Origin of the sequence: Mycobacterium parascrofulaceum ATCC BAA-614, assembly GCF_000164135.1 — a bacterium.
Taxonomy (GTDB): Bacteria; Actinomycetota; Actinomycetes; order Mycobacteriales; family Mycobacteriaceae; genus Mycobacterium; species Mycobacterium parascrofulaceum.
On sequence record NZ_GG770582.1, the window covers coordinates 1 to 2,630 of the forward strand.

The 2,630-nt window shown below is 70.8% G+C and carries 6 protein-coding genes; all 6 read left to right on the forward strand.

The annotated features are described in order from the left end of the window. Positions 1 to 533, forward strand: a 533-nt coding sequence (locus HMPREF0591_RS29505; RefSeq protein WP_007172538.1) for a type VII secretion-associated protein, incomplete at its 5' end; no start/stop codon positions are given. A gap of 50 nt (positions 534 to 583) precedes the next feature. Continuing rightward, positions 584 to 901: a WXG100 family type VII secretion target gene (locus tag HMPREF0591_RS29510; protein WP_040624464.1), complete on the forward strand. Its 318-nt coding sequence runs from the start codon at positions 584 to 586 to the stop codon at positions 899 to 901. A gap of 15 nt (positions 902 to 916) precedes the next feature. Then, the gene (locus HMPREF0591_RS29515) at positions 917 to 1,213 is read left to right on the forward strand and encodes a WXG100 family type VII secretion target (protein ID WP_007172540.1); all 297 of its coding nucleotides are present in this window, start codon (positions 917 to 919) and stop codon (positions 1,211 to 1,213) included. Positions 1,214 to 1,436: 223 nt separating this feature from the next. Continuing rightward, positions 1,437 to 1,880 (forward strand): 50S ribosomal protein L13, encoded by a 444-nt coding sequence (rplM, locus tag HMPREF0591_RS29520; protein ID WP_007172542.1) that lies wholly within the window; start codon positions 1,437 to 1,439, stop codon positions 1,878 to 1,880. Continuing rightward, on the forward strand, positions 1,877 to 2,371 hold the full coding sequence (gene rpsI / locus HMPREF0591_RS29525; RefSeq protein ID WP_007172543.1) for a 30S ribosomal protein S9: 495 nt from the start codon (positions 1,877 to 1,879) through the stop codon (positions 2,369 to 2,371). The genes rplM and rpsI overlap by 4 nt, the downstream gene beginning before the upstream one ends. Before the next feature lie 138 nt (positions 2,372 to 2,509). Beyond that, on the forward strand, positions 2,510 to 2,630 hold a 121-nt coding region (locus HMPREF0591_RS31740), incomplete at its 3' end, for a phosphoglucosamine mutase (protein ID WP_007172544.1).

Below are 2,630 nucleotides of genomic sequence, written 5' to 3' on the forward strand. Positions count from 1 at the left end.
TGAGCGGCCTCGGCGCGGCCACCATCGTGCTGGCCGCGGCGGCCCCGGCCGCGATCACCGCGGGCCGGCACGGCGCGGTTAGCCCACCGCCGGTGGCGGCCCCGCCCACCACCTTTTTGGTCGAAGGCCGGGTGGCGGTGACCGTGCCCGCGGATTGGCCCACGCAACGAGTGCTCGCCGGCCCGGGATCGGCGCGGGTCCAGATCACCTCGCCGGCCGACCCCGAAGTGGCGTTGCACGTCACGCAGTCGCCGGCCGCCGGCGAGACGCTCGGCGGCGCCGCCGAGCGGTTGAAACGCGCGATCGGCGCCGAGCCCGCCGGGGTGTTCGTCGACTTCAACCCCGCGGGGACCAGCGCCGGCAGGCCCGCGGTCACCTACCGCGAAGTCCGCCCCGGCCACCAGGTGCGGTGGACCGTGTTGCTGGACGGGCCGGTGCGGATCAGCCTCGGCTGCCAGAGCCGACCCGGCGGCGAGGACGCCGTCCGCGTCGCCTGCGAGCGGGCGGTCCGATCCGCCCACGCGGTCGGATGACCCGCGAAACCGGGTGGAACCAAACGAGCGTCGGCGCGGTCGAACCCAATATGACTGCTCCGAACACACTCAGCACCGACTTCGACCTGATGCGATCGGTGGCGGCAGCGACGGACGCGCGCAACGAGGAGATCCGGGCGATGTTGCAGGCATTCATCGGCCGCATGGGCGGAGTCCCGCCGTCGGTGTGGGGTGGGACCGCGGCCGCGCGGTTCAAAGACGTGCTGGACCGCTGGAACGCCGAGTCGCTGCGGCTCTACCACGTCCTGCACGCGATCGGCGAGACCATCCGGCACAACGCCGCCACCCTGCAGGAGGCGGGCCACGACCACGCCGCCCACATCGCCGCCGCCGGCGGCACCCTGTGATCGAGAGGATTCATCGTGGAATCGGCGCTTTCGTATGACTTCGGCGAGATCGAATATTCGGTCCGCCGGGAAATCCACACCACGTCGACCCGTCTCAACGCGGCGCTGGACGAGTTGAGGTCGCAGATCGCCCCGCTGCAGCAACTCTGGACCCGGGAGGCGGCCGCTGCCTACCAGGCCGAACAGCAGAAGTGGCACCAGGCGGCGACGGCCCTCAACGAGATCCTGGTCGACCTCGGCAACGCGGTGCGCGACGGCGCGGACGAGGTGGCCGACGCCGATAGGCGGGCGGCCGGCGCCTGGGGCCGGTAGCCGCAGCACCCACAGACGTCTGTGTGGTCCCGGCGGGGGAGAGCCGCTGGGACCACACAGTCATTTTGACCTGCGGGGACGCGCATCGGTAAGCTGCTCGGTTGGCGTGCGGTACGCCGGGGCCTCGGGTCAATGTCGGTCGCCGAGATCAGCCCCAACCGCAATCGCCTGACCGGCACCCGGCTCGACCCGGGATCCACCTCGAGAGAAGAAGGTAAGCGCTGTGCCCACCTACGCGCCAAAGGCGGGTGACACCACGCGGTCGTGGTACGTCATCGACGCCACGGACGTGGTGCTTGGCCGCCTTGCCGTCGCGGCGGCCACCCTGCTGCGCGGCAAGCACAAGCCGACGTTCGCCCCCAATGTCGACGGCGGTGACTTCGTCATCGTCATCAACGCCGACAAGGTCGCCCTGTCCGGCGACAAACTGCAGAGCAAGCTGGCCTACCGCCACTCGGGGTACCCCGGCGGCCTGCACTCGCGCACGACCGGCGAGCTGATGGAGAAGCACCCCGACCGCGTCGTCGAGAAGGCGATCGTCGGCATGCTGCCCAAGAACAAGCTCAGCCGTCAGATCCAGCGCAAACTCCACGTCTACGCCGGCCCCGAGCACCCGCACGCCGCTCAGAAGCCGGTCCCGTACGAGATCAAGCAGGTGGCCCAGTGACCGAAACGACCGAGGCCCTGGACGACACCACGGCCACCCCCGAAACCCCCGACGTGCCGGCCGAGGCGCCCGCGGCCGCGCCGGCCGCCGAGTCCTTCGTCTTCGACCGGCCGATCCAGACGGTCGGCCGCCGCAAGGAGGCCGTGGTGCGCGTCCGCCTGGTGCCCGGCACCGGCAAGTTCGACCTCAACGGCCGCAGCCTGGAGGACTACTTCCCCAACAAGGTGCACCAGCAGCTCATCAAGGCCCCGCTGGTCACCGTCGACCGGGTGGAGAACTTCGATATCTTCGCCCTGCTGCACGGCGGCGGCCCGTCGGGTCAGGCCGGCGCGCTGCGCCTGGGCATCGCCCGGGCCCTGATCCTGGCGCAGCCCGAGGACCGGCCCGCGCTGAAGAAGGCCGGCTTCCTCACCCGTGACCCGCGCGCCACCGAGCGCAAGAAGTACGGCCTGAAGAAGGCCCGCAAGGCGCCTCAGTACAGCAAGCGCTGATCGAGCATCACTTTCTGGCCGCGGCGGGGCCTCAACACGCGTCGCTTCGGCGTGTCTGCGCGCAAACGGGCCCCGTTTCGGTCAGAAAAGAACGGGCACGTTAGGTGCTGAACCGGCAATTGTGAGAGGTTTGTCCGCATGGGTCGACTATTCGGCACCGACGGTGTCCGTGGGGTCGCCAACCGGGAGTTGACCGCCGAGCTGGCGCTCGCGCTGGGCGCCGCGGCCGCGCGGCACCTGGCCAGCGCGGGCGGGCCGG